The following is a 23,327-nucleotide window of genomic DNA, read 5'->3' as shown; positions in this document are numbered from 1 at the left end:
GCAGACCCAGATCGTGGGGTGTCATCGGGGGGAGGGGCGGCTGGGAGGCAGCTTAGGAAGGGGATTCGGCCTCGGCCGGCCAAAGGCTGCGGATGAACACCAGGAACAGCCCCAGGCCGATGAAGGCGAAGGTGAAGGTGGCCAGGAAGCACATGCCCACCATCAGGGTCTTCATGGCGGTGGCGATGCTCTGGGCGAAGGCCGAGTCGAAGTGGGGCGGATGGGTCACGTACCAGCCCACCACCCGCTGGCTCACCCCCAGGCTCAGCCAGGCCAGCAAGCCGCTGGTGAGGGCGCCGGACAGGAAGCTGAGGGGTCCCTTGCGCGGCGGCGGGGCGGGTCGTTCGTCGGTCATGGCGCGGATCCATCCGTCACCAGGCTGACACCGGATCCGCCGCAGCGGCAGCACCAGGCGTCGAAGCCCAGCGCCGCCAGGGGCTCCGCCAGGGCATCGCGGGCCGCCTCGGCCGTGGCCAGATCCGGGTGGAGCGCGAACAGACTCGGCCCCGAGCCGCTCATCGCCACGGCCAGGCCCCCCGGGCCACGGCGCAGCAGGTCGAGGCCGGCGCGGATGCTCTCCACCTCCGGCTCCACCACCGCCTGCAGGTCGTTGCGCAGGTGGGGCAGGGGGCCCCGGCCGGCCAGGGCCGCCACCAGGGGACCCTGGCGCAGGGCCTGGCGCCGCTGCTCGAAGTCCTCCTCGGCGTCGAGATAGAAATCGCCGCGCAGGTCCCGGCAGCGGCCGTAGGCCCAGGGGGTGGAGACGCTGGCCTCGGGATGCTTGATCAGCAGCACGGCCTGTCCAGGCGCCCCGGCGGCCGTCACGGGCTCGAGCCGCTCACCGCGGCCGAAGCAGAGCTGGGTGCCGCCCTCCAGGCAGAACGGCATGTCGGATCCCAGCTCGGCCGCCAGCCCGTGCAGCCGCGCCGAGCCCAGGCTCAGGCCCCAGAGGGCATCGAGGCCCACCAGGGCAGCGGCCCCATCGCTCGAGCCCCCCGCCAGACCGGCGCCGATGGGTATGCGCTTCTGCAGGGTGATGTCCACGCCCAGCTCCGGCAGGCCGACCCGGGAGCGCAGCAGCTCCGCCGCCCTGACGATCAGGTTGGTGCCGTCACTGGGCAGCTCCGCGCTGTCGCTGCGCAGCCGGATCGTGGCGTCGGCGGTGGAGCGCAGCACCAGGGTGTCGGCCAGGTCGATGCTCTGCATCACCATCGCCAGCTCGTGGTAGCCGTCCGGCCGCAGGCCCAGCACCTCCAGGTGCAGGTTGATCTTGGCGGGGGCCCGCACCGTCACATCTGCCATCGGGATCACGCTCCGCCGGGATCGGCGCTCGATGCCCGATTCAAGCCGGTGGCGAGCGCCAGCCAGCGATCGGGTGCCAGCTCCTGGGGCCGCTGCTGCAGATCGACGCCGGCGGCGGCGGCCACCTCCAGCAGGGCCGACGCCGGCAGCAGTCCCGCCAGGGTGGTGCGCAGCATCTTGCGCCGTCCCGCGAAGCAGCGTGTCAGCAGCCGCTCCACCGCCAGGGCCTGGTCCAGCGGCGGCAGGGACTCCGGCGGGACGGGCTCGATCACGATCACCTCCGAGGTGACCTTCGGCGGCGGGGAGAAGCAGCGGGCCGGCACCGGGCAGACGCTGCTGCAGCGGGCCAGCAGCTGCAGGCGCACGCTGAGGGCCGAAAAGGCGCTGCTGCCCGGCCGGGCCCGGATCCGCTGGCCCACCTCCTGCTGCACCAGCAGCACCAGGCGCTCGAAGCGGCAGGGGGCGAGCCGGCCCAGGCGCCCCACCAGCAGCTCCAGCAGCGGTCCGGTGATGTTGTACGGGATGTTGGCGACCACCTTGGTGGGCGCGGGACGGTCGGGGAAGGGCAGCGCCAGCTCCAGCACGTCCCCCTCGATCAGGGTGAAGCGCCCGTCGCCCCCGAACCGCTGCCGCAGGCCCGCCACCAGGTCCCGGTCCAGTTCCACCGCCAGCAGCGAGGCCGCCGGCGACGCCAGCAGCCGTTCGGTCAGGGCGCCCCGGCCCGGGCCGACCTCCAGAACATGGTCGTCGCCCCGCAGGTCGGCGGCCGCCACGATGCGATCGAGGATCTGGCCATCGGTGAGCCAGTGCTGCCCGAAGCGCTTGCGGGCCCGGTGGCCGCTGAAGGTCATGGAAGCGCCGGCAGGTCTCCCCAGATTGCAGCGCCGTCAGGCCTGGCTAGAGCTGGAGCAGCGTTTCGCCCTCCCTGCCATGGCACGTGGTTTCCGACTGAGCGCCGCCGGGCTGAGCGGCGCCCTGCTGGCCGGCGGCCTTGCCCTGCTGGCGGTCCCTGCCCGGGCCGGCAGCGTCACCGCCGAATCGATCTTCGACCGTCAGGCGACCCGCCAGCAGGCCAGGAGCCAGGTGCCCAAGGGCGCCACGGTCACCCGCACCGTCTGCGAGGACCTGGAGGTGGGCCTGGACAACACCCGCTACCGCTGCACCGTGTACTACACGATGACGCCAACCCCGGCGGCCACGCCGGCCCCTTCCGCCCCGGCCACCGGCCAGCCCTGAGTCGCCCGCTTCCCCTCTCCTGGGGCGCACCTCGGCGGAGGATCGCTTCAGTCGCCCAGCCGGATCCAGCGCACCGGCGCCCGGGAGGGCGGCAGCGGCACCAGGGCCGCCACCTGCTCCACCGGCGTCCGCTCCCAGCGCGGATGGGCCGCCAGCCAGCAGTCCCAGGCCCGCGCCAGCCGCTGGCGCTTTGACCAGCGCAGGGCCGCCGCCCCGCCGCCATCCAGGCCACCGCTGCGGCGCCCCTTCACCTCCACCAGCAGCAGCCGTCCCGGCTTGTGGAGCACCAGGTCCAGTTCGCCCCAGCGGCAGCGCCAGTTGCGCTCCAGCAGCTGCCAGCCGCGCAGCCGCAGCAGCCGCAGCACCCGCTGCTCCGCCCAGGCTCCCTGTCGCTGGGCGGGGCTGGGGGGCATGGCCGGTGGGGATGGCTGATCCATGGTTCCCCGCAGCCGCCCCACCCAGGAGCGGCGGAGGGCCGCCGGGGCTCAGTAGTACCGGCGCGGGTTCTGGCTGATGGCCAGCTGCACCTCCAACAGGAACAGCAGCAGACCCACGATCATGGCGCCCATGGCCGCCACGAACAGGGGCACCACGATGGCGGTGACATCAAGGGCCGCCACCGCGCTGATGAACAGCACCGCCACCACGGCGGCCACCAGCAGGGCGGTGACGGTGACCGCCAGGATCGCCCGGTTGATCAGGAAGGTGCGTCGCCGCTGCACCGCCAGCACCTGCTCCAGCCGGTCCCCGTCCTCGGGATCGGGATCCGGCTGCGCCCGGCTCTTCGCCAGGGCCTCCTGCAGGACCCGGGTGCGGTCGATGATCCGGGCCAGCCGGGAGCTGAACAGGCTCAGCAGACCGGTGACACCGGTGAACAGGAACACCGGCGCCACCGACAGCTGGATCGCCTTGGAGAGCCCCGCCACGGAGCGCCCATCGCCGATGTCGATGGACAGCAGCAGGGGGAGGCTCCAGGCCATCCGGGGATTCCCTCAGGCCTCCGGTGTGATCTGGCTCTGGAGCAGGGCCTCCAGCTCCTGTTCGGAAAGCGGGGCCGAGAGCTGGTACCCCTGGCCGTGGCGACAGCCGAGGGTGAGCAGCATCTGCCGCTGGCGGGAGCGTTCCACCCCCTCCACCACCACCATGATCCCGGTGGCGTCACTAAGCCGAATCACGGCGCTGAGCATGGCCTGCTGCAGCTGGTCGTAGTCGATCGCGGAGATCAGGCTCCGGTCGATCTTGACTTCGCTGAAGGGCAGCTCGGTGAGCCGCTGCAGGCCGGAATAGCCGGTGCCGAAATCATCCATGGCCAGCGCGAACCCCTGCCGCCTCAGATCCCGCAGCTGGTCGGCCACATGGGTCGACATCTCCAGGATGCTGCCTTCGGTGAGCTCCAGGACAATGCGATCGGGCGTCAGCTGGTGGCGTTCCAGGGCCATCAGCAGGTCGCTGCTCCAGGTCGGATCCTGCACCTGGAGCGGCGAGACGTTCACGCAGATCCTGCCCAGCTGCAGCCCGGCGAGGTCCCAGCGGCGGAGGGCCTCGAACGCCCGCTCCATCACCCAGCGCCCCAGGGAGGAGATCTGGGCCGTGGCCTCGGCCACGTCGATGAAGTCGGCGGGGGACTGGCGTCCCAGCACCGGGTCGTCCCAGCGGCAGAGCACCTCGGCGGCGATCACCCGGCCGGATTCCAGCTCGATGATCGGCTGGAAGGCCAGCTCCAGCTGCTCCTGCTCGATCGCCAGGGCGAGCGGACGGGCCAGCAGTTCCTGCAGCTGGACCGACCGCTCCACCGGCGCCGCGATGCAGCAGCTGGGAAAGGGCTGGCGGTGGGTTTCCTCCAGCGCCCGGGTGGCGGCATCCAGGAGCACCGAGAACTCGCTGCCGTCGTCGGGGGCCCGGCTGATGCCCACGTTCAGCGATGGCTCGATGACGTGCTCCAGGACCGTGGTGGGGCTCTCCAGGCTGGTCAGCAGCTCGCCGGCCATGTCGCGCACCGCGTCGATGCCCATCGCTCCCGGCACCAGGGCCAGCAGGCGGTCCCCCCCCTGGCGGGAGAAGAAGCCACCGGCCGGAAGGGCCGCCTCCAGGCGGTGGGCGATCTCCTCGATCAGGGCCTCGCAGGCGGCGATGCCCAGCCGGCCGCGCACCAGGTCGAGCTGCAGCACCTGCAGATGCAGCAGCACGGCACCGGCCCCGTAGCGGTCCGTCACCAGGCCATCCAGATCCGCCAGGTTCACCCGCTGGTCGAGCAGCTCCAGCAGGCACCAGACCGCCCCCGGCCCGGCGTTGGCGGGCAGGCGGCTGAGCGACAGGGGAATCGCCCCATCGATCTGAGGCCCACCGACCAGATCACTGCGCAGGCTCGCCACGGTCCCCGCCAGCAGCGGCGCCACGTCGGCGGCACAGAGCTCCTGCAGGGACCGCTGGCGCAGCACCGCCAGCTCCAGCCCCGAACGCCGGCAGAAGGCCCCGTTCGCCGCCAGGATCACCCCCTGTCCATCGGCCAGGGCCGCCGGCCGCTCGATCTTCTGCAGCAGGCCCTCGATCGCTCCGGCCCCTGGCTCCCCTGCCTCGGCGACACGGCTCACCATCGTTGTTCCGTGGTGTGGGGTTCCGTGGTGTGGGGCCAGCGGCCGGCCCCTGATCGCCGGAAGGCCCTGGGCTGGAAGTCCCTGGTCATCAATGGTTGCGGAGATCGAACGGGCCGCCGATGCGGTCCTGCATCACGCTAGTCGCCCTCTCCCCATCGGCATCCCTCACCGGGCCTCGGAGCGCCGTGGAGCCCTTGCCTAGGCTGACCTTCTCCGCTTCATCGCCGATGACGCGCCCCCTCTCCCCGCCGCCCACCGTGCCCCGGTTCCCGGCCCTGCTGCTGGCCCTGCTCCTGGCCCTGCTGCTGGATGGACTGCTGCTGCTGGCCCGCCCCATGCCGGTGGCGGCGGCGATGGACTACGCCAAACAGGTGCTGATCGGGGCCGATTTCCACGGTGCCGACCTGCGCGGTGTCACCTTCAACCTCACCAACCTGCGCGACGCCGATCTCTCGGGGGCCGACCTGCGCGGCGCCAGCCTGTTCGGCGCCAAGCTCCAGGACGCCGACCTGAGCGGCAGCGACCTGCGGGACGCCACCCTGGATTCGGCCGTGTTCGAGGGCACCGACCTGCGCAACGCCCGCCTCGACGACGCCTTCGCCTTCAACACCAAGTTCCGTGGGGTGCTCATCGACGGCGCCGACTTCACCAACGTGCCCCTGCGCGGTGATGCCCTCACCAGCCTCTGTGCCGCCGCCAGCGGCACCAATCCCGTCAGTGGCCGCCTCACCCGCGACACACTGAACTGCAGCTGAGCCCGCCCCGATGAGCTTCGATGCCCGCAGCCGCGAGCGGCTGGAGGCCCTCGGCCGCCAGCTGCCCCGCCCGCTGCCCGCCCCGCCGCCTCCCACCCCGGCCGCCGGCGCTCCGGCCCCCGGGTCATCGGCGCTCGAGCGTCGCCATCCGGTGGAAACCGAGCAGGACCCCCAGAAGCTCTTCCGCGCCCTGATGAACGTCAGCGCCGACGGCAGCGTGCCGCCCCATCTGCTGGAGCGCCTGCGGCAGCTGGAGACACCTCCCACCTCCGCCGGCAGCCCCCCTGCCGGCAGCCCCCGCCCGGTCCCCAGTGGTGGCCCAAGTGGCGACCCGAGCGGCCCTGGCGCCTCCCCCGGGGCCACCACCCGGCGTCGCACCCCGACCCCCCGGACCGGGGCGAACCGGCGCCCCCCGGCCGACGACAGCGAACGGGAGCTCTACACCGCCTTTCAACAGCTGCTGCTCGAAGACGGGGACTGACCAGTACATTCGTACTAAGGTGAAGTCTGTCGCCCGGGGCCCGTGCCCGATCCCCCTCACCCCGATCCCCGTCACCCCGATCCCGGCCCGGGGGTCGACCTCAACACCCAGCTGAACCTCCACCCCGAGCGCACCCTGCTGCTGCGCGTCTGCGGCGATTCGATGGTCGGCGCCGGCATCCGCCACGGCGACCTGCTCGTCGTGGACCGGGGGGTCGCTCCCCGCTCCGGCCGCATCGTGGTGGCCCTGCTGGAGGGGGGCTTCACCCTCAAGCGCCTGGTGCGCCGGGGGCCGCGCTGGTGGCTGGAGGCGGCCAACCCCGCCTACCCGCCCCTGGCCCTCGGCGGCAGCGACGACGACCGCCTCTGGGGCGTGGCCCTGCACGTGATCCGTTCGCTGCCGGGAGGTCGATGGCCCAGGCCACAGTCCTGATCGACGGCAACAACTTCTATGCCTCCTGCGAGGCGGCCCTCGATCCCGCCGTGATCGGCAAGCCCCTGGTGGTGCTCTCCAACAACGACGGCTGCATCGTCTCCCGCAGTGCCGAGGCCCGCGCCATGGGCATTCCCATGGGCACCCCCTGGTTCCAGGTGCGCCACGACCTGGAACGCCGCGGTGTGATCGTGCGCAGTTCCAACTACAGCCTCTACGCCGACATGAGCCAGCGGCTGATGGCCAGCCTCGAAGCCTGGGTGGAGGAGCTGGAGGTCTATTCCATCGACGAGGCCTTCGGTCGCCTGCACCGCCCGCCCGGCGACGGCGACCTCAGCGCCTGGGGGACAGACCTGCGCCGCCAGGTGCGCCGCCAGCTGGGCCTGCCGGTGGCGGTGGGCATCGCCCCCACCAAGGTGCTGGCCAAGATCGCCAACCGCATCGCCAAGCGCGACCCCTCCCATGGCGGCGTCTTCGACCTGGGCCAGGCGGGGGATCCGGGCCCCTGGCTGGAGGCCATCGCCATCGAGGACGTCTGGGGCATCGGCCGCAAGCTGTCCCGCTGGTGCCGGCTGCGGGGCATCGCCAACGCCCGGGCCCTGCGCGACATGCCGAGCGGCGAGCTGCGGCACCGCTGCGGCGTCGTGGGGGTGCGTCTGCAGCAGGAGCTGCGCGGCCACAGCTGCCTGCCCCTGGTGGCGGTGCCGCCGGCGAAGCAGGAAACCTGCGTCAGCCGCAGCTTCAGCGAGCCGGTCACCAGCCTCGAGGGCCTGCGGCAGGCGATCGCCACCTACCTCAGCCGGGCCGGCGAGAAGCTGCGCCGCCAGGGGCAGCGGGCGGGCAGCGTCACGGTGTTCGTGCGCAGCAGCCCCTTCAACGGCACCCGCTTCTACGCCAACGCCGCCACCGTCGCCCTGCCCCTGCCCAGCAACGACACCGCCGTGCTGCTCGCCGCCGCCCTGCCCCTGGCCGAGCGGCTGTTCCGGCCCCACAAGCCACTGCAGAAGGCGGGGGTGCTGCTGCAGGATCTGCAGCCGGTGACGCTGCTGCAGCACCATCTGCTGGTGCCGCTGCCGCCGGAGCAGCAGCGGCGGCGCGAGGCCCTGATGGCCGCCGTCGACGGCCTCAACCGCCGCTACGGCAGCGGCACGGTGCAGTGGGCCGCCTGCGGCCTGCGGCCCCGCTGGACGATGCGCCGCTCGCGCCTGTCCCGGGCGGCCACCACCCGCCTGAGCGATGTGCCGGTGGTGCGGGCCTGAGGCCCTCAGGGGCGCTCGAAGAGGCTGGCGACCTGGTCGCGGCCGTTGCCCTTGGCCAGCTCAAGGGCCCGCTCGGCCCGCAGGATCAGGTCGGGGAAGGCGTGATCCTGGGAGGCCAGGGCGGTGAGGCCGCCGCTGATGTGCAGGCGGAAGTCGGAATGGGTGTGCACCCCGGACATGTGGGTGACGGCGGTGCGGAGGGCCTCGGCCAGGGCCATCGCCCGATCCGCGTCGATGCCCACCAGCAGCAGGGCGAACTCCCCATCCCCCAGGCGGGCGGCGAAGTCCTGCTCCTGCAGGAAGGTGCGGGCCAGCTGGACCAGATCGGCCAGCACCCGGTCGCCGGCGGCGTGGCCCCAGCGGTTGTTGATCAGCCGCAGATTGTCGACATCGAACAGCAGCAGCGACAGGGGATGGTGATCGCGGCTGGCACGGGCGAACTCCCGCTCGCCGATGGTCAGGAAGGTGTGGCGGGTGGGCAGGCCGGTGACCGGGCAGAGGTGGGCGAGGCGCCGCAGGTCCAGTTCACGCATGGCCAGCTGGGCCAGGCGGTGCAGCACGGCGCGCTGCTCGGCGCTGAGGTCCCGGGGCTCCCGGTCGATGACGCAGAGGGTGCCGAGGTTGTGACCCTCCGGCGTCTGCAGGGGCGCGCCGGCATAGAAGCGGATGTGGGGATCGGCGAAGACCAGGGGGTTGCTGCGGAAGCGTTCGTCGGCGCGGGCATCGGGCACCACCATCACGTCGTCGTGGACGATGGCGTGGGCGCAGAAGGCCATCTCACGGGGGGTTTCGCGCACGTCGAGGCCCCGCTTGGCCAGGAACCACTGCCGGTCGGCCTCCACCAGGGACAGGGCCACGATGGGCGTCCGGAAGATGGCGGCGGCCAGATCCAGGATCCGGTCGAAGTGCTCGTCGCTGTCGGCTTCGAACAGCCCGTAGCGCTCCAGGTCGCGGAGCCGCTGGTCCTCATCGGCGGGGACGGGAAAGGCCGGATATGACGCCATGGGACCTTGCCTCCACAGAAACTGTAGGCAGAACGGAAGGCGGCGAGCGGATCCCGGCGTCAGGCGGCCGGGGCCGTGAGGGTCTCCTCGTAGCCGGCACGGCGGCCGTCATCCAGCTGATTCAGATAACGGCGTTCGGCGTAGTAGGCCTCCTGGAAGCGCAGGGCGTCGCCGTTGAGCGCGTCGAAGAGGTCGTGGATGCGGGTCTCCATGTCGAGGCCGGCGCCGGTGACCGGGGGGGCGGCCGCCGCAGGGGGGGCGTCGCGCTCCTCCTCCAGCAGCCGGGCGATGCAGTGCTCCAGGGTCTGGAGGCGCTGGCTCGACCAGGCATCGAGCAGGTGGCGGCAGCGGCGCAGCACCCGCTGGCGCTCCAGTGACGCCGTGGCCCCCCGCAGCTGCAGCGGTGGGTGGGCCAGGGCCAGCCGCTGCACCTCACTGGGCTCCAGCAGGGGGGTGAGGCGGCTGAGCAGGGCGCTCTGCTCCACCAGCAGCCGGTCGCCCAGCAGGCGGGGCAGATCGAGGTCGGCCAGGTCCAGGCCGGGGTCGGTGCCCCGGTTGATGGCCTCGAGCCGGCCGGCCCCGAGGTTGTCCTCCTCCAGTTCACCGATGGCGGCCCAGAGCTGGCGGTGGTGCTGGAGGGCGAAGTCATCGAGCTCCCGGCGGCGCAGCTCGGCGCGGATCACGCCGCGCCAGGCGGGGCAGTGAAGGTAGAGACGCAGGATCTCCGCCTCGGCCCGCTCCCGGTGGCCCACCTCCCCGGGTTGCTCCCATTTCGCCGAACGGCCGTGCCAGCGCTGGCCCTTGACCTGCTGGCGCAGGTCCTCCTCCAGCTGGATGGCCAGCCGGGCCTGGCCGCCGGAGAGGCGCTCGGCCACCTGCTGCAGGTAGTGACTGCGCACGGCCGACTGGGGCAGCTTGCCCAGCAGTTGCACCAGCCCCGAGACGGCCTGCTGGAACTGGTCGGCCCGGGCCAGATCCTTGCCTTCGAGCACCTGCTCGATCTGCCAGTCGAGCCAGAGGGGGGCCTGGTCCAGCAGGGAGCGGTACTCCCCCGGGCCGTGCTGCTGCAGGAACTCGTCCGGGTCCTTGCCGGCGGGCAGGTGCAGCACCCGCAGCTCCAGCTGGCCCTGCAGCGCCAGCTGCTCCACCTCGCCGATGGCCCGCTGGGCGGCGCGGATGCCCGCCCCGTCGCTGTCGAAGTTGAGGATCAGGCGCCGGCTGTCGCAGCAGCGGCACAGCTGGGTGATCTGGCTGGAGCTGAGGGCCGTGCCGAGGGCTGCCACCGCATTGGTGATGCCGGCGGCGTGCAGGGCGATCACATCGAAGTAGCCCTCCACCACCACGGCCCGGTCGTCGCGGCGGATGGGGTCGGCGGCCCGATCCAGCCCGAACAGGTGCTTGCCCTTCTCGAACACCTCCGTTTCCGGGGAGTTGAGGTACTTCGGCTCGGCCCCGTCCAGCCCCCGGCCACCGAAGCCGATCACCCGGCCCTGGCGGTCCCGGATCGGCACCATCACCCGGTCGCGGAAGCGGTCGTAGAAGCCACCGCCCCCCTTGCGGGCCACCACCAGGCCGGCCGCCTCCAGCAGGTCGGGGCCCAGGCCCTCCACCTGCTGCAGGTGCTGCAGCAGGCCGTCCCAGCCGGCCGGGGCATAGCCCAGCTGGAACGCTTCCAGGGTGGTTTCGGAGAGGCCGCGGGTCTGGCGCAGGTAGGTGAGGGCCGCCGCCCCCTCCGGTGCGCGCAGCTGGCCCTGGAACCAGCCCGCCGCCAGGGCCAGCACCCGGTGCAGCCGGTCGCGGCGGGAGAGCTGCTGGCGCAGCCGCTCCTGCTGGGGACCATCGAGGGTCTCGACCGGCAGCTGGTATTTGCGGGCCAGATCCAGCACCACCTCGCTGAAGCTGGTGCGCTGCAGCTCCATCAGGAACTTGATGGCGTTGCCGCCGGCCCCACAGGAGAAGCAGTAATAGAACTGCTTGGCGGGCGACACCGTCATCGACGGGGATTTGTCGTCATGGAACGGGCAGATCCCGACGAATTCCCGGCCCTTCTTCTTGAGCACCACGTGCTCCCCCACCACATCAACGATGTCGGCCCGCTCCTTGACGGCCTCGATCGTGCGGGGGTGGAGACGGGGAAGGCTCAAGGGTGAAGGCTCAAGGGTGCAGGCTCAAGGGGAAGGGCTTGTGAGGTAAGGAGTGGAGCAACGGGCGCCACGCCCCCCAGCGGTGGTGGTCGGACTGGCGCCATTCTGGGGCCTGCCACCACCGCTGGAGATCGCCGGGTGAACCGAATCAGCCCCGTCGGCGGCGCTGGTGCCCTCCCGGCCGGGGCCTGGATGGTGCTGAGCGCCCTCGCCTTCAGCCTGATGGTGGTGGGGGTCAAGCAGGTGGGCGACCGTCTCCCCCTGGCCGAGGTGGTGCTGGCCCGGGCCCTGGTGAGCCTGGCCCTGAGCTACGCGATGGTCCGCCGGATCGGCGTGGATCCCTGGGGGCAGCGCCGGGGGCTGCTGGTGGTGCGGGGTCTGGTGGGCAGTGCCGCCCTGTTCTGCGTCTATGCCGCCGTTGTGCACCTGCCTCTGGCCGCCGCCACGGTGCTCCAGTACCTCTACCCCACCTTCACGGCGCTGCTGGCCTGGCTGCTGCTGGGCGAACGGCTGGGGCGGCGCGTGCTGGCGGCCATGGGGCTGGGCTGGCTGGGGGTGCTGCTGGTGGCCAGGCCCACGGCCGGCGCCCCCCTGCCGGCGCTCTGGGTGCTGGTGGCGGTGGCCGGCGCCCTGCTCACCGCCGTGGCCTACGTGAGCGTGCGGCGCCTGGCGGAAAGCGAGCATCCGGCCGTGATCATCCTCTACTTTCCGCTCGTGGCCGTGCCCCTGAGCCTGCCGGCGGTGCTGCTGGATCCGGTGCTGCCCACACCGCCCGAGCTGCTCTGGCTGGTGGCGATCGGGGTGTTCACCCAGCTGGGCCAGGTGGGGCTCACCCAGGCCCTCACCCAGCTGCCGGCGGCCCGGGCGACGGCGATCAGCTACGTGCAGGTGGGATTCGCCGCCCTCTGGGGCTGGTGGATCTTCGGGGAAGCCATCGATCTGCCCACGGCGGCTGGGGCGGGCCTGATCCTGGTGGCCACATTGATCTGCCTGGGCAAGCCTCCGGGTGTCGCCGGGGCGGTGCCATCGACGCAGAAGCCGCCCGTACGATGACGCCGCCGGATTGGGTCCCTCTGCTGTCCCCGCCATTCCCCGTTGGGCTCCATTGCTGGCTGGCCACGGTGGTGGCGGGCTTCAGTCAGGGAGCGGAGACGCCACTGATCAGGCCGCCGATCGCGCCCGGCATCGTCCCCCTGCCGCTGATGATGCTGACCATCGGCGGCATCTTTCTCGGCACCCTGGCGATCAGTCGCTTTTCGCTCAAGATCGGAGTGCCGGCGATTCTCGGCGTTCTGTTGTTCGGCCTGCTGATCAACCCCTCCGTCACCCTGTTCAGCCATGACACGATCCTGCGACTGCAGGTTCTGAGTCTGTCGATCCTGCTGTTCAACGCCGGACTGGAAACCGATATCCGCTCGATTCGCGGCTTTCTGGAATACGGCATCATCCTGGCGGTGGGAGGGGTAATCATCTCCAGCCTGATGCTGGGTCTGATCATCTGGTTTGTGGCCTCCCCCGATGCGGCCGGCATCGAACTCGGTTTCCGGCAGGTGCCGCTGGCCGTGGCGATGCTGATCGCCGCCTGTCTGGGGTCGACCGACGCCGGGGCCACGATGAATGTGCTGCAGCTGGTGGAGCGGGCGATCCCACGGCGGCTGGCGGCCCTGGTGCAGTTCGAATCCTCCGTCAACGATCCCACCGGCATCCTGTTTCTGGGCGTGGTGATCGGCCTGACGACCCTGGAGGGGGCCAGCGGCGGGCAGCAGGTCGTGGTGGTGGAGCAGCTGCAGACCTTCCTGCAGAAGATCGGCTCCGGTCTGCTGATCGGGGTCTGCGTGAGCTATCTGGGGCGCTTCAGCCTCAACCGGCTGGTGCGGGAGAGCAACCAGTTGCTGATCCTGGGCATCGCCATCAGCCTGATCTCCTACGGCGTGGCGGAGCTGATGGGTGGATCCGGCTTCATCAGCGCCTACGTGGCGGGCCTGATGCTGCGCAACCACACCTACAGCAACGAACGGATCACACCGGAGGCCCTGCAGCAGACCCTGCTGCCGTTCAACAACATGACCGAGATCACCGTCTTCCTGATCTTCGGTCTGAGCGTCCATCCGCTCGAACTTCTGCCGGCGCTGCCCGAGGGCATCGTTGTCGCCCTCGCCATGATGCTGGTGGCCAGGCCGGCGAGTGTGCTGCTGCTGCAGCGCTTCTCCCCCTTCACTCTGCGGGATTCGCTCCTGGTGTCCTGGTGCGGTCTGCGGGGGGCCGTTCCCCTGGCCCTGAGTTTCGAGATGGTCGACGCCATCCCCAGGGTGCGCGGCATCGACCCGGCCGCGGTGCCGTCCCTGGTGCAGAACGCCGGCGGCATCGTCTTCTGCGTCGTGGTGATCAACCTGCTGGTGCAGGGCCTCACCCTGCCGCACGTGGCCCGCTGGCTGCGGCTCTCCGACGGGGAGCCTTCAGCCGCGTGAGCGCAGGGGCAGGGGATCGGTGATCCAGTCCTGGCTGCTGCCGTCGCTGCTGCCGCTGGGGCGGGCCAGTCGCCAGCTCTCCCCCCTGGAGCCCGGCTGCAGGTAGAGCTCGAAGGGGCTGTCGACCCGGATGGCATCCCCCGGCAGCCGCCAGTCGAAGCGACCGGTGAGGTGCAGGCCGCGGTCCGCCCCGATGGCAACGGCATCCTGGGCATCGACCCGCACCCGGCTCACCTCAGGCAGGCCGTCCGCCTGGAGATCGAGGGCCTGGGCGATGGCCCCCTGGGTGAGCTGGATCTGCAGGGAAAGGGCGTCCAGCAGCACGCTCCTGGGGGGCTGGCCGACCCTGCCGCAGCCCCCCAGCAGCAGCAGCACGGCCAGCAGCCCCGCCAGCAGCAGCGCCGGCACCGGGGCCGGCAGCGAGGGGAGGCGAGCCGGGGGGCTTGGCAGGAGGGGCAGCATGGGGGCTGACGCACGTCTCACCATGATCGGCTGGCTGCAGGGGCGACTGGCCGAACCATGGCAGCAGGCTCACCGTTGCGGGGCGCTGCTGATCTGCCAGGGGGTGGGTTACGAGGTGCAGCTCACCCTGCGGCAGTGGCGCCGCCTGCCGGAGGAGGGCAGCGAACTGGTCCTGCACATCCACCACAGCATCCGCGACGACGGCTGGACCCTCTACGGCTTCCCCGATCGGCGTGAGCGGGACCTGTTCCGCGAACTGGTGGCCGTGAGCGGCGTGGGCCCCCAGATGGCCCTGGGCCTGCTCGGGGCGCTGGAGGTGCCCGATCTCGTGCGCGCCATCGTCCACGCCGACCTGCGCAGCCTCTGCCTGGCTCCGGGGGTGGGCAAGCGCACGGCCGAGCGCCTGTCGGTGGAGCTGCGAGCCCGCCTGCAGGAGCGCTTCAGCGGCCTGGTGGATCCCCTGGAGGACGACGGGGAGCCTGGCGATGGGGTCGACGGCGTCCCTTCGGCCCCATGCCGCGAGGAGGTGCAGATCACCCTGGTGGCCCTCGGCTACGAGCCCCTGGAAATCCACCGGGCCCTGCGGGCCGTAGCCGCGGGGATCGATGGGTCCGCCGGCGCCGACGACTGGATCCGGGAAAGTCTGCGCTGGCTGTCCCGCGCCGTGGCCTGAATCGGGTCGGTCCTGGGGAGGGTCAACGGGCCGCACGTTAAGGTGTTGGTTTGCACCGTTCGGGCTCAGATCCGCCCATGCCGCTCACCACCACCCAGAAACAGGAACTGATCAATTCCCATCAGGCCCACGGCACCGACACCGGCTCGGTGGAAGTGCAGGTCGCGATGTTGAGCGAGCGGATCCAGCAACTCAGTGGCCACCTGCAGAAGAACATCCACGACTTCTCCTCGCGCCAGGGGCTGCTCAAGATGATCGGCCGCCGCAAGCGCCTGCTCGGCTACCTCCGCGCCCAGAGCGAGACCCGCTACGCCGAACTGATCAAGAAGCTCGGCATCCGCGGCTGAGGACGGATCCATGGCCCGTCGGCCGAAGCCGAAATCCTTCGGGGCGGACCGCCCCGTGCCGACCCCGGCCAGGGCGCCCCGCCAGCAGGTGATCCCGGATGCGGTGGCCAACCGCATGGTGCGGCGCATCGCCATCGCCACCGGCACCCCCACGGTGCTCGGCATGGGGGTGTTCGTCGCCAGCTACCTGCTGGTGAGCCGCGGGGTGCTCGACATCCCCCCCGGCCTCACCCTGGTGGGCTCCGGGGCCTTCTTCCTGCTCGGCCTGCTGGGCCTCAGCTACGGCGTGCTTTCGGCCAGCTGGGAGGACGCTCCCGGCAGCCTGCTGGGCTTCGAGCAGATCGGCGTCAACATCGGCCGGGTGCGGGCGTCGGTGCGGGCGATGCGCCAGGGCGCTTCGGGCACCGGTTCAGGATCAGGCACTCCCCAGGGGTGAGCGCAGCCAGGCCCTGAAGTCGGCCGAGGCCAGGGTCTGCACGGCCGCAGGCGCGTCGGCGACGCAGAACTGACCCCCCAGGCGCACGAAGCGGGTTTCGTCCTGGTGCTTCACCAGCGCCACCACCGGCACCCGCACCCCCGCCTCGTCCTGGCCAGGCCGGTGGCGGGTGAGGCATTCCCGCAGGCGGTGCTGGACGGCGATGTCACCGGCCTGCTCAGGCGCCAGTTCCACCATCACCAGCTGCAGGTCCTCGATGCTGCGGCAGTCATCCACGAGCAGCTGCACCCGGTCGTCGCGGCGGTCGACGCCGGCCCAGAGCAGCAGGCGGGCATCCACCATCAGGTGGTCGGCCAGGCGGGCGTAGCTCTTGGGGAACACCACCGCCTCGCAGGAGCCGGTGAGGTCCTCCAGCTGCAGCACGGCCATGCGGTCCCCCTTGCGGGTGGTCACCTGGCGGATCTCGCTCACCATCACCACCACGCTCACCTTGGCCTTGTCGGCCATCTCCTCGAGATTGGCCAGGCCGATCGGGGTCAGCAGCCGCACCTGGGACGCCAGCTGGCGCAGGGGGTGGTCGGAGATGTAGAAGCCCAGCAGCTCCTTCTCCAGCTTCAGCTTCTCGGTGGGGGGGTAATCGGGCACCGGAGCGGCCTTCGGCGGGGCGGGGGCCTCCACGGCAGCGGCGCCCTCCGAAGCCCCGGCAGCCCCGCCGCCGAACAGATCGAACAGGTTGCCCTGGCCGCTGGCCCGGTCGCGGGCCCGGGAGCTGGCCCAGTCGAGCACCAGATCGAGGTCCGCCATCAACTGAGCCCGGTTGGCCTTGGGCTCCAGGCCATCGAGGGCGCCGCAGTGGATCAGCGACTCGAGCGCCCGGCGGTTGAGCTGCTGGCCCGGGATCCGGTCGCAGAGATCGGCGAGGTGCAGGAAGGGGCCGCCGCTGGCGCGGGCCTCGATCAACTGGCGGATGGCGCCATCGCCCAGGTTGCGGATGGCGGAGAGGCCGAAGAGGATCTTCTTGCCCACGGGGGTGAAGTCGATGCCGGAAGCATTGACGTCCGGCGGCATCACCTCGATGCCCATCGCCTGGCAGTTGGCGATGTAGCGCTGCACCTTGTCGGTGGTGCCGGCATTCACCGTGAGCAGGGCCGCCATGTAGGCCACCGGATGGTGGGCCTTGAGGTAGGCGGTCTGGTAGGTGACGGCGCCGTAGGCGGTGGAGTGGCTCTTGTTGAAGCAGTACTCGGCGAACAGCACCATCTGGTCGAACAGCGCGTCGGCGATGGCGGCCTCCACACCCCGTTCGCTGGCGCCGGTGACGAACTGGTGGCGGTGCTTCTGCATCTCCGACACCTTCTTCTTGCCCATCGCCCGCCGCAGCAGGTCGGCCTCACCGAGGGAGTAGCCCGCCAGATCCTGGGCGATCCGCATGATCTGCTCCTGGTAGACCATGATCCCGTAGGTCTCCTTCAGGATCGGCTCCAGCTTGGCGTGGGCCACATCGATGGCCTCGCGGCCATGCTTGCGGTTGATGAACTTGGGGATTAGGCCCGCATCGAGGGGGCCCGGCCGATAAAGGGCCAGGATCGAGGAGATGTCCTCCAGGGAGGATGGCTTGAGATCGCGGACGATCTGGCGCATGCCGCTGGATTCGAGCTGGAAGATGCCCTCCAGATCGCCCCGGGCCAGCAGGGCGTAGGTGCCCGGATCGTTGGCCGGCAGGGCATCGGGGTCGAGCCGTTCCCCCTCGGCCTGGGCCACCAGCTCGATCGTCTTCTCGATCATGGTGAGGTTCTTGAGGCCCAGGAAGTCCATCTTCAGCAGGCCCATCGCTTCGACGTCCTCCATGAAGTACTGGGTGATCACCTGGCCGTCGTTGTTGCGCTGCAGGGGCACCAGTTCGTCGAGGGGTTCGGCGGCGATCACCACGCCGGCGGCGTGGACACCGAAGGTCTTGTTGGTGCCCTCGATGCGGCGGGCCAGGTCGACCCAGTGGCGCACCTTCGGGTCGTTTTCGTACTTCTCGCGGAACTCCGGCACCGGCGACTCGGCGCCGATCATCTCGGCGAGCTTGGCGGGCTTGCCCCGGGCCACGGGAATCAGCTTGGCCAAACGGTCGGCTTCGCCGTAGGGGATGTCGAGCACCCGGGCCACGTCCTTGAGCACCGCCTTGGAGGTCATCCGGTTGAAGGTGATGATCTGGGCGACCTTGTCCTCGCCGTAGCGCTGCGTCACGTACTCGATCACCTCACCGCGGCGCTCGATGCAGAAGTCGGTGTCGATGTCAGGCATCGACTTGCGTTCCGGGTTGAGGAAGCGCTCGAACAGCAGGCCGTGCTCCACCGGATCGATGTTGGTGATGCCGAGGGAATAGGCCACCAGCGAGCCGGCGGCCGAGCCCCGGCCCGGCCCCACCGGGATGCCGTTCTCGCGGGCGAAGCGGATGTAGTCCCAGACCACCAGGAAGTAGGTGGGGAAGCCCATCTGCTCCATCACCTGCAGCTCGAACGCCAGCCGCTCCCCGTAGGCCGGATCGATGGCGGCACCGGCAGCGATCCCCAGCCGGTCCCGCAGGCCCTGGTGGGCCACCTCGCTGAGGTAGCTCACCGCGGTGTGGCCCTCGGGGATCGGGAAGCGGGGCATCTGGTAGCGCCCCAGGATGTCGTAGTCCTCCACCTTTTCGGCCACCCGGGCGGTGTTGGCGATGGCGTCGGCGATCACCTCCGGCTCGAGGTGGTCGGCGAAGAGCCGGGCCATCTCCGCCTCGCTCTTGATGTATTCGGTGCCGGTGTAGCGCAGGCGCTTCTCGTCGCTGATCAGCTTGCCGGTGAGCACGCACAGCAGGGCGTCGTGGGCCTCGACGTCGTTGCTGGTGAGGTAATGGGCGTCGTTGGTGGCGATCAGGGGGATGCCCAGCTCGGCGCTGATCCGCGCCATCTCGACGTTGACGATGCGGTCCTCGAGGCCGCCGTGGTCCTGGATCTCCAGGTAGAAGTCGTCACCGAACACCTCCCGGTACCAGCTCGCCACCTCCCGGGCCACCTCCGGGCGACCGCGCAGGATCGCCTGGGGAATCTCACCGCCCAGACAGGCGGTGGCCACCATCAGCCCTTCGCTGTACTGCCGCAGCAGGGCTTTATCGATGCAGGCCCGCGAGAAGATCCCCCGGCCACGCATGCCGCGCAGGTGGCTGATGCTGGTGAGCTTGACCAGGTTGCGGTAGCCGACGGCATTCTTGGCCAGCACCACCAGGTGGTAGCGACGCTCCTTCTTCGGCTGCGGATCCTCGATCGAGCCGTTGATGACGTACATCTCATTGCCGATGATCGGCTTGATGCCCGCCTTGGTGCAGAGCTTCAGCAGCTCGATGGCGCCGTACATCACCCCGTGGTCGGTGAGGGCCAGGGCCGGCATGCCCAGCTCCACGGCCCGGTGCACCATCGCGGGCAGCTGGGAGGCCCCGTCCAGCAGGCTGTAGTCGCTGTGGTTGTGGAGCGGGACGAAGGCCACGGCGTCGGCGGGCAGCGCCACCACATGAGGTGCCCACATTACCGGGGGAAACACCAGATCTGGTGCCCCGGCGGAATCAGCTCGCCATGGACGGCCTAGGGCGGTGCCCAGCTGCAGCGGCCGACCTCCAGGACATCGGCATCATCGACGAATCTGACGATCCTTCCATCGTTGTCGATGTAATGGAAATCATCGAGCAGAGCGCCTTGGTTGGTGTAGACAAAGCGCCCTGCGGAAGCCGGGGCCGTCACTTCCATCCACTGCGTCTCGAACTCCGATGGCCTTCCCCCTTCGACCCGCCTGAGCTCGGTCACCTTCAACAGTTTCAGGGGGATGGGGCCGGGACTCCCCTGGTAGAGGGCGTAGGCGCTGGAATCACTGTTGGCTCGAAGGCCGAACTGAAGTCTCTGAAGAGGCTCCACCCCGATGGATCGCAGACAGCGGACATTGTCCTGATCAGCCCGGACAGGCGAGGCTGCGGTGAACAGGACCAGCAGGACGGCCAGGCAGCGCTTCCTCTGGATCTCGATGGCGGCTCGCACGATCAATCAGCCTCTTTCGATCGGTTTGGAGACGTGCTGGTGGGCAACCTTCCATTGCCCATCACCCTTGCGCAGGCAGAACGTGATGCGGACGGTATCGCTGAACGTCTGTCCGTCCGGGAGTGTCCCCCCGCATTGGAGCAGACCAAAGGCATAACCCACATCAGCTCCCGCCTCGACAGCGAGATCCTGCAACGCGAAGGTCAGGGGGCCCAGGGCGTCGGGCTGCCAGGACTCCCAGCTGTCCCGGTATTGCGCCGCCGAGGTGTACCGCAGCGGCGACAGGACATCGAAGATCACCAGATCGTCCTGATGATGGGCAAGAACCTCGTCCTGCCGACCTTCGCGGGTGGCCTCGGCCCACCGATCCAGCACGTTTCGGATCGCCGCTTCGTCCGGGTTCATCGCCGGCGACACCCGATCAAGACAGCAACCTTACGGTCGCGTCCCCTGGCCCATCCAGCAGGGTGGGGATGCTGCCTCCCGCTCAGGCCACCAGCGCCGCCGCGGGCCGGGCGTCCATCACCCGGGCCGCCTGCTCGTACTGATGGGCCACCCGCAGCAGCTTGGGCTCCTCCAGCACGCCGGTGATCAGCTGCAGGCCGATCGGCAGGCCCTGGGCGTCGAAGCCGCAGGGCACGCTGATGGCCGGCAGGCCGGCCAGGTTGGCGGGGATGGTGAGCAGATCGGCCAGGTACATGGCCAGGGGATCGCCGGCGTGGGCGCCGCTGGGGAAGGCGGTGGTGGGCGAGGTGGGGGTCAGCAGCACGTCGACGGTCTCGAAGGCGCGGTCGAAATCGCGACGGATGAGGGTGCGCACCTGCTGGGCCTTGCGGTAGTAAGCATCCACGTAGCCGGCGGAGAGGGCATAGGTGCCGATCAGGATGCGCCGCTGCACCTCCTCGCCGAAGCCCTCGGCCCGGCTGCGGGCGGTCATCGCCGCCAGCCCATCGCTGCCGGGCTCGCCGGGAGCGGCCCGGAAGCCGTACTTGACGCCGTCGTAGCGGGCCAGGTTGGCGGACGCCTCCGAGGGGGCGATCACGTAGTAGGTGGCGATGCCGTCGTTGAAACGGGGGCAGCTCACATCCACCAGCTCACAGCCCAGGGCCTCCAGCTGGGCGGCGGCCGCCAGCACCGAGGCCTTCACAGCAGGGTCCAGCCCCTCCTGGTCGAAGCACTCACGGATCAGCCCCACCCGCAGGCCCTTGATGGGCGTCTCCAGCTCGGCCGCGTAGTCGGGCACCGGCGCCCGCAGACAGGTGGCATCGCGCGGGTCCTCCCCGGCGATCACCTGCAGCAGCTCGGCGGCATCGGCCACGCTGCTGCTGAACGGGCCCACCTGGTCGAGGGAGGAGGCGAAGGCCACCAGACCCCAGCGGCTCACCCGGCCGTAGGTGGGCTTGAGGCCCACCACCCCGCAGAAGCTGGCGGGCTGGCGGATCGAACCGCCGGTGTCGGAGCCCAGCGAGCCGATGCATTCACCGGCGGCGACGGCGGCCGCACTGCCGCCGGAGCTGCCGCCGGGCACCCGGTCCGGATTCCAGGGGTTGCGGCTGGCACCGAAGGCCGAGGTCTCGGTGGAGCTGCCCATGGCGAACTCGTCGAGGTTTGTCTTGCCCAGGAGCACCGCACCGGCCCGCCAGAGCCGATCGGTCACCGTGGATTCGTAGGGGGGAACGAAGTTCTCCAGCATGCGGCTGGAGCAGGTCGTGCGGATCCCCTTGGTGCAGAGGTTGTCCTTGATGGCCAGGGGAATGCCGGCCAGGGGGGGCAGGGCCTCACCGGCCGCCCGTGCCGCATCGATGCGATCGGCATCGGCCCGCGCCCGCTCGGCGGTGACCTCCAGAAAGGCATGCACGGTGGGATCAACCGCCGCGATGCGTGCCAGGTGGCGATCCGTGAGCTCCCGGGCCGACACCTCGCCCCGCTGAAGCTGCTCCCGCCATTCGGCGATGCCCATCCAACCGCTAGCCAGCTGCGATGGACGCTATCAGTCGGCCAGAATCAGCCGGCCAGATCGGAAAATTCGGTGAACGGCTCGCTGCGACCGGTGCGCAGGCACTGGTGCTCCAGGGAAGCCGGTGACTCCGCCCGAAGGTCGTCCAGGAAGGCGGGCAGCGCCTGCTCCAGCGTCCGCCGACGCACGAAGGGCCCGAACCAGTACACCGCGTCGGGGGAGTGGGTCTCCACCCGCGCCCACCAGGCCAGGCCCAACCCATTGGCGATGCCGCGCGTGGGCCAGAGCAGTGGGTTCATGAAGGGGAGGGGGAGGCGAGGTGGCCATTCTGGGGGGCGGCTGGGCCGCCCCCTCCGGTGCCATCAGAGGCGGATGTCACCGTCGAAGCCCGGCTGGGCCGATGGCAGGTAGGGCAAGGGCTCCAGGGGGTTCGCCTGGGGCTCGGCGAGCGGCGCAGCCGTCGCTTCCGGCAGCACCGGGAGGTCTTCCGGGTCGGGTTCGGCGGCGGTCGGTTCGGCCAGCTCGGCGGCGGCCGGTTCGGGCGACTCGGTGGCTACCGGTTCGGCCTCAGCCTCCTGGTGGCTCCAGGCAGGGCCGTTGTCACCATCGAGCTCCTCGTCGAGCTCCTCAGCCGCTGCTTCGTCCAGGAACGGGGCATCCAGTTCGGCCATGACCTCCGCGTCCGGGGCACCCTCCACGTCCGGCATGGCCTCCGTCTCCGGCAGCACCACAGCTTCGGGCCGGGTCTCCGGCTCGGGGTCGGGGGGCGCCGGCATCGAGGGCCGCACGATCCTGGGGGCGGGGGCGGTGCCCGTCAGGCCCCGCATCCAGCCGCGCCGGGCCACTTCGTAGAGCAGCAGCGCCGTGGCCACGGAGGCATTGAGGCTCGGAGTGGCGCCCCGCAGGGGAATGCGCACCAGCTGGTCACAGGAGCGGCGGGTGAGCAGCGACAGGCCGTCCCCCTCCGAACCGGTGACCACCACCAGCGGCCCCTCCAGGTCCACCTCCTCCAGGCTGACCGTGCCCTCCTCGGCCAGACCCACCACCCGGTAGCCCTCCTGCTTGAGGGTGTCGAGGGAGCGGTTGAGGTTCACCACCCGCGCCACCGGCAGGTGCTCGAGGGCGCCGGCCGCCACCTTCGCCACCGAGCCGGTCAGGCCGGCATTGCGTCGCTGGGGCAGGACCATGCCATGGGCCCCCAGGGCCTCGGCGCTGCGGACGATGGCGCCGAGGTTGTGGGGATCGGTGAGGCCGTCCACCGCGATCAGCAGGGGTGCTTCACCGATGCTGCGGCAGCCTTCGATCAGGCTGGTCAGGTCGAGGGTCTCGGCGGCGGCGGGCTGGAGCACGATGCCCTGGTGCACGGCCCCGCCGGTGAGCTGGCCCAGGCGCGCCCAGGTCACCTCCTCCACCAGCACGCCGGAGGCCTTGGCCTCCCGCAGCAGCTGCAGGAACCGGGGGTTGAAGCGCATCTCGGGCGTGCACCACACCCGGTGGATCGGCCGGCCGCTCTCCAGGGTGGCCTGGGTGGTGTGACGGCCCCAGATCAGGTCGGTGGGGGCGGAGGCGGCGAAGGCCTCCGCCGCGCCACGGAAATCGACATCGGAGCCGTCGGACTCCGGCCGCTCGGGGCCGCTGCGGCCCTGGAAGGGGCGCGGGGCGCGGTCAGCGTCCCGGAACAGGGCCGGGCCGCGGCGGGCCGGCCCCGTCCGCGACGGGATGGGA

The 23,327-nt window shown here is 70.8% G+C and carries 25 protein-coding genes; 10 read left to right on the top strand and 15 right to left on the bottom strand.

All coding sequences use genetic code 11. From position 1 onward, the window contains the following. Positions 1-52: 52 nt before the first annotated feature. From CJZ86_RS03120 to rsmA, 3 genes are read right to left on the bottom strand one after another with little or no spacing between them, the layout of a single operon-like run. Positions 53-355 carry a DUF3082 domain-containing protein gene (locus tag CJZ86_RS03120; protein WP_094584495.1) on the bottom strand — a complete coding sequence of 101 codons (303 nt, stop codon included), beginning with the start codon at positions 353-355 and terminating at the stop codon, positions 53-55. Continuing rightward, on the bottom strand, positions 352-1,302 hold the full coding sequence (gene ispE / locus CJZ86_RS03115) for a 4-(cytidine 5'-diphospho)-2-C-methyl-D-erythritol kinase (protein WP_094584711.1): 951 nt from the start codon (positions 1,300-1,302) through the stop codon (positions 352-354). The genes CJZ86_RS03120 and ispE overlap by 4 nt, the downstream gene beginning before the upstream one ends. A 5-nt stretch (positions 1,303-1,307) precedes the next feature. Continuing rightward, positions 1,308-2,153: a 16S rRNA (adenine(1518)-N(6)/adenine(1519)-N(6))-dimethyltransferase RsmA gene (gene rsmA, locus CJZ86_RS03110; protein WP_094584494.1), complete on the bottom strand. Its 846-nt coding sequence runs from the start codon at positions 2,151-2,153 to the stop codon at positions 1,308-1,310. A gap of 79 nt (positions 2,154-2,232) precedes the next feature. Between rsmA and CJZ86_RS03105 the strand changes: the two genes are divergently transcribed. Continuing rightward, a complete protein-coding gene (locus CJZ86_RS03105; RefSeq protein ID WP_198960063.1) occupies positions 2,233-2,538 on the top strand; it encodes a hypothetical protein in 306 nt (101 codons plus the stop codon). Positions 2,539-2,585: 47 nt separating this feature from the next. Here CJZ86_RS03105 and CJZ86_RS03100 read toward each other — a convergent pair whose 3' ends face one another. The 3 genes from CJZ86_RS03100 to CJZ86_RS03090 form a co-directional block, all read right to left on the bottom strand. Next, a complete protein-coding gene (locus tag CJZ86_RS03100) occupies positions 2,586-2,951 on the bottom strand; it encodes a YraN family protein (RefSeq protein ID WP_094584493.1) in 366 nt (121 codons plus the stop codon). Positions 2,952-3,023: 72 nt separating this feature from the next. Beyond that, a complete protein-coding gene (locus CJZ86_RS03095; RefSeq protein WP_094584492.1) occupies positions 3,024-3,518 on the bottom strand; it encodes a DUF2721 domain-containing protein in 495 nt (164 codons plus the stop codon). 12 nt (positions 3,519-3,530) lie between these two features. Then, complete coding sequence (locus CJZ86_RS03090; protein ID WP_094584491.1) at positions 3,531-5,132, bottom strand: putative bifunctional diguanylate cyclase/phosphodiesterase; 1,602 nt, start codon at positions 5,130-5,132, stop codon at positions 3,531-3,533. 227 nt (positions 5,133-5,359) lie between these two features. Here CJZ86_RS03090 and CJZ86_RS03085 point away from each other — a divergent pair, with 227 nt between their 5' ends. From CJZ86_RS03085 to CJZ86_RS03070, 4 genes are read left to right on the top strand one after another with little or no spacing between them, the layout of a single operon-like run. Continuing rightward, positions 5,360-5,887, top strand: a complete 528-nt coding sequence (locus CJZ86_RS03085; RefSeq protein ID WP_094584490.1) for a pentapeptide repeat-containing protein — start codon at positions 5,360-5,362, stop codon at positions 5,885-5,887. A 10-nt stretch (positions 5,888-5,897) separates the two neighbouring features. Next, the gene (locus CJZ86_RS03080; protein WP_094584489.1) at positions 5,898-6,368 is read left to right on the top strand and encodes a hypothetical protein; all 471 of its coding nucleotides are present in this window, start codon (positions 5,898-5,900) and stop codon (positions 6,366-6,368) included. 42 nt (positions 6,369-6,410) lie between these two features. Next, positions 6,411-6,800, top strand: coding sequence for a LexA family protein (locus CJZ86_RS03075; RefSeq protein ID WP_233133809.1), 390 nt, complete (start codon positions 6,411-6,413; stop codon positions 6,798-6,800). Next, positions 6,779-8,059, top strand: coding sequence for a Y-family DNA polymerase (locus CJZ86_RS03070; protein WP_094584488.1), 1,281 nt, complete (start codon positions 6,779-6,781; stop codon positions 8,057-8,059). Before CJZ86_RS03075 ends, CJZ86_RS03070 begins: the two co-directional genes overlap by 22 nt. A 5-nt stretch (positions 8,060-8,064) precedes the next feature. On the opposite strand, the gene CJZ86_RS03065 is transcribed toward CJZ86_RS03070, so the two are convergent. Both CJZ86_RS03065 and dnaG read right to left on the bottom strand, forming a co-directional pair. Further along, positions 8,065-9,063, bottom strand: a complete 999-nt coding sequence (locus CJZ86_RS03065) for a GGDEF domain-containing protein (protein ID WP_094584487.1) — start codon at positions 9,061-9,063, stop codon at positions 8,065-8,067. Between the two features lie 59 nt (positions 9,064-9,122). Continuing rightward, positions 9,123-11,207, bottom strand: coding sequence for a DNA primase (dnaG, locus tag CJZ86_RS03060; protein WP_094584486.1), 2,085 nt, complete (start codon positions 11,205-11,207; stop codon positions 9,123-9,125). A gap of 138 nt (positions 11,208-11,345) precedes the next feature. Here dnaG and CJZ86_RS03055 point away from each other — a divergent pair, with 138 nt between their 5' ends. Beyond that, positions 11,346-12,260, top strand: a complete 915-nt coding sequence (locus tag CJZ86_RS03055) for a DMT family transporter (protein WP_353615205.1) — start codon at positions 11,346-11,348, stop codon at positions 12,258-12,260. After that, positions 12,257-13,675, top strand: coding sequence for a cation:proton antiporter domain-containing protein (locus CJZ86_RS03050; protein WP_094584485.1), 1,419 nt, complete (start codon positions 12,257-12,259; stop codon positions 13,673-13,675). Before CJZ86_RS03055 ends, CJZ86_RS03050 begins: the two co-directional genes overlap by 4 nt. Here the strand turns inward: CJZ86_RS03050 and CJZ86_RS03045 are convergent. Beyond that, positions 13,664-14,137, bottom strand: coding sequence for a hypothetical protein (locus CJZ86_RS03045; RefSeq protein ID WP_094584484.1), 474 nt, complete (start codon positions 14,135-14,137; stop codon positions 13,664-13,666). The genes CJZ86_RS03050 and CJZ86_RS03045 overlap by 12 nt on opposite strands. Positions 14,138-14,159: 22 nt before the next feature. On the opposite strand from CJZ86_RS03045, the gene ruvA reads away from it, so the two are divergent. The 3 genes from ruvA to CJZ86_RS03030 all read left to right on the top strand — a co-directional run bounded on the left by ruvA (position 14,160) and on the right by CJZ86_RS03030 (position 15,593). Next, positions 14,160-14,810 carry a Holliday junction branch migration protein RuvA gene (ruvA, locus tag CJZ86_RS03040; protein ID WP_094584483.1) on the top strand — a complete coding sequence of 217 codons (651 nt, stop codon included), beginning with the start codon at positions 14,160-14,162 and terminating at the stop codon, positions 14,808-14,810. A 77-nt stretch (positions 14,811-14,887) separates the two neighbouring features. After that, positions 14,888-15,157 (top strand): 30S ribosomal protein S15, encoded by a 270-nt coding sequence (gene rpsO / locus CJZ86_RS03035; RefSeq protein WP_015108092.1) that lies wholly within the window; start codon positions 14,888-14,890, stop codon positions 15,155-15,157. Positions 15,158-15,167: 10 nt separating this feature from the next. Further along, positions 15,168-15,593 carry a PAM68 family protein gene (locus tag CJZ86_RS03030; RefSeq protein ID WP_094584482.1) on the top strand — a complete coding sequence of 142 codons (426 nt, stop codon included), beginning with the start codon at positions 15,168-15,170 and terminating at the stop codon, positions 15,591-15,593. Here the strand turns inward: CJZ86_RS03030 and CJZ86_RS03025 are convergent. The 6 genes from CJZ86_RS03025 to rlmB all read right to left on the bottom strand — a co-directional run. Beyond that, positions 15,573-19,103: a DNA polymerase III subunit alpha gene (locus tag CJZ86_RS03025; RefSeq protein WP_094584709.1), complete on the bottom strand. Its 3,531-nt coding sequence runs from the start codon at positions 19,101-19,103 to the stop codon at positions 15,573-15,575. The genes CJZ86_RS03030 and CJZ86_RS03025 overlap by 21 nt on opposite strands. 95 nt (positions 19,104-19,198) lie before the next feature. Continuing rightward, positions 19,199-19,645 carry a hypothetical protein gene (locus CJZ86_RS03020; protein ID WP_143594023.1) on the bottom strand — a complete coding sequence of 149 codons (447 nt, stop codon included), beginning with the start codon at positions 19,643-19,645 and terminating at the stop codon, positions 19,199-19,201. Between the two features lie 6 nt (positions 19,646-19,651). Then, positions 19,652-20,050, bottom strand: coding sequence for a YybH family protein (locus tag CJZ86_RS03015; protein ID WP_094584480.1), 399 nt, complete (start codon positions 20,048-20,050; stop codon positions 19,652-19,654). Between the two features lie 82 nt (positions 20,051-20,132). Then, a complete protein-coding gene (gene gatA, locus CJZ86_RS03010; protein ID WP_094584479.1) occupies positions 20,133-21,605 on the bottom strand; it encodes an Asp-tRNA(Asn)/Glu-tRNA(Gln) amidotransferase subunit GatA in 1,473 nt (490 codons plus the stop codon). A 44-nt stretch (positions 21,606-21,649) separates the two neighbouring features. Then, entirely contained in the window at positions 21,650-21,901 is a 252-nt protein-coding gene (locus CJZ86_RS03005; RefSeq protein WP_094584478.1) for a DUF1816 domain-containing protein, read from the bottom strand. A gap of 63 nt (positions 21,902-21,964) precedes the next feature. Then, positions 21,965-23,327: 23S rRNA (guanosine(2251)-2'-O)-methyltransferase RlmB (gene rlmB / locus CJZ86_RS03000; protein WP_233133808.1), on the bottom strand; the 1,363-nt coding region annotated here is incomplete at its 5' end.

This window comes from Synechococcus sp. BO 8801, from assembly GCF_002252675.1.
Lineage (GTDB): Bacteria > Cyanobacteriota > Cyanobacteriia > PCC-6307 > Cyanobiaceae > Cyanobium.
This window is presented reverse-complemented; position numbering and strand designations above follow the sequence as displayed.